Annotated in this window: 3 protein-coding genes; 2 read left to right on the top strand and 1 reads right to left on the bottom strand. The window is 34.6% G+C overall.

What is annotated here, in order from left to right:
* Window positions 1-112 precede the first annotated feature (112 nt).
* Entirely contained in the window at window positions 113-580 is a 468-nt protein-coding gene (locus tag AC1DJR_RS28095) for an NUDIX hydrolase (RefSeq protein ID WP_477004059.1), read from the top strand.
* 21 nt (window positions 581-601) lie between these two features.
* The gene (locus tag AC1DJR_RS28090; RefSeq protein WP_477004058.1) at window positions 602-1,246 is read left to right on the top strand and encodes an alpha/beta hydrolase; all 645 of its coding nucleotides are present in this window, start codon (window positions 602-604) and stop codon (window positions 1,244-1,246) included.
* A 47-nt stretch (window positions 1,247-1,293) separates the two neighbouring features.
* On the opposite strand, the gene AC1DJR_RS28085 is transcribed toward AC1DJR_RS28090, so the two are convergent.
* Window positions 1,294-1,973 (bottom strand): hypothetical protein (locus tag AC1DJR_RS28085; protein ID WP_477004057.1); only part of this gene is annotated, 680 nt, incomplete at its 5' end.

Below are 1,973 nucleotides of genomic sequence, written 5' to 3'. Positions count from 1 at the left end.
GTGTAGTTTTCGGAAAGTTCGAAAATTATTGAATAAAATAGAAAAATTTAGTAATCTTATTTGTACAGCACATACATAATAGTTTTGTAATCATACATTGGAGGGGTTTGTTGTGGATCTTACGTTTAAAGTAGAGGAAACATGTTTTAATTACCGAGTCGGAGCAATTTGYAAACASGATAATAAAATACTCATCCTKCAAGATGAAGGTGAARAGTATTGGTACGTACCAGGCGGAMGAGTGAAAATGYTAGAAAATAGTGAAGATGCRTTAAAACGAGAGCTTACAGAAGAAGTGGGTGTTCCTATTAAAGTGAAGAGATTAATATGGTCAGTAGAAAATTTCTTCACCCTTTCTGAGCGAAAGTTCCATGAGATTAGTTTTTATTATGAAGTAGAGCTGCATGAATTACCTGCAAATGGGGCGGATCAATATATTCTTGAAGAAGCAGGTAGAAAATATATATTTAAGTGGGTGCCGGTAGAAGAGTTAGATGCGTATAACTTACAGCCAGCGTTTATAAAAGATAAAGTAAAGGATGTATCAGTTCATACAGAACATATCGTTTTACAAAAGTAAGCGTGYTTGGAGGGGAAAACGGTGAAGGGGACTAAAAARGARATACATATAGAYGAWAAAGTCATTCGTTACACACATATCGAAAAAGGTTCTAATACRRTTTGYTTTATGTTYTCAGGTTCMGGYTACAATTATGATAAACCATTATTCTATTATGCAACAATGCTTATGCTTGAAAATAAAATAGATGTAGTACATATTCATTATTCCTATGATGGACAGTTAATGGAAAAACCAATGGAAGAAGTAACGAAAGTAATGATGGATGATATTAATCCTATTATTAATGAAGTGCTAAGAAATGGACAATACAACGATTCGATGTTTTTAGGAAAATCACTCGGAACAATCCCGATTGCAAATGATTTAATGAAGAAAGAGGAATTTGCACAATCAAAAATGATACTACTTACACCTTTACTGACGTTTGATTTGATTTTTGAGTCCATCTTACATAGTCATCACGACGGGCTTTTAGTAATTGGAGACAAAGATCATCAATACAATGCAAGTCAAATGGAGCGATTAGAGCAATCCAATTTAAAGATTGAGATTGTTAAAAATGCAAACCATTCTTTAAATGTTGGGGAATTTGAAACGGAGAATTCRATYGAAGCKATAGCRAAARTAATAGAAAAACTTAAAGAAGTTGTTAGGAMAAACTAAYYTATCAAYACATGCAAAAAGAGGTGCRAATKGCACCTCTCTTTTGTTTAGTAAGCCTTCAACACATGAAGCAAATAATCTTTCCGATTCAGCGGATTAAAGTCAACACGTTTTCGAGTAGGGAAKGGAGCCGTAAGCTTTGTAAAACCAGTTGGCTTTGTTGTGAAGATACCTTCTCCTTCAGTAAATGAATGGAGCATTTGTTTAAAATTCTCTGTTTTCACAACAGGTAATGATCCAGTTAACTGGTAAGAATCATTATTTAATATAGGTTCTGCGAAAGTTGCTGGTATGGCAGCTAGCTTATACATTGCGGTACTAATTGCGTGCTCTGGTACAGTTAATTCAAATTCGTTTAATGGTTCATATACACATGTTTCAGCTTGCTTTAAAGCATCCATTAAAACGAGCGGTGTTAAGTTTCTAAAGTCACTCGCTGTTGTAACAGGGCTAGCATAACCAGAATGTGTTAATGTGACGATAATATCAGTAACTTCCCATCCGTATAAACCTTGTTTTAACGATTGAAATACAGTATCTTCAATCGCTTTATGAAATGCTAAAGGTAGTGATCCAAGTTCAACGCCTAAGTTATACGTTATGCCAGAGTTAAGTTCACTCCGTTCAACTTTGAAGCCGATTGTTGCGTAAAAAGGATTTTCTTTTTCACCCATTACTTCAACGCTATTCCCTAAGCCAATTGGTTTTTCAATACAGACAACTCGCG

The organism is Bacillus sp. 05T31 (assembly GCF_056396725.1).
This window is presented reverse-complemented; position numbering and strand designations above follow the sequence as displayed.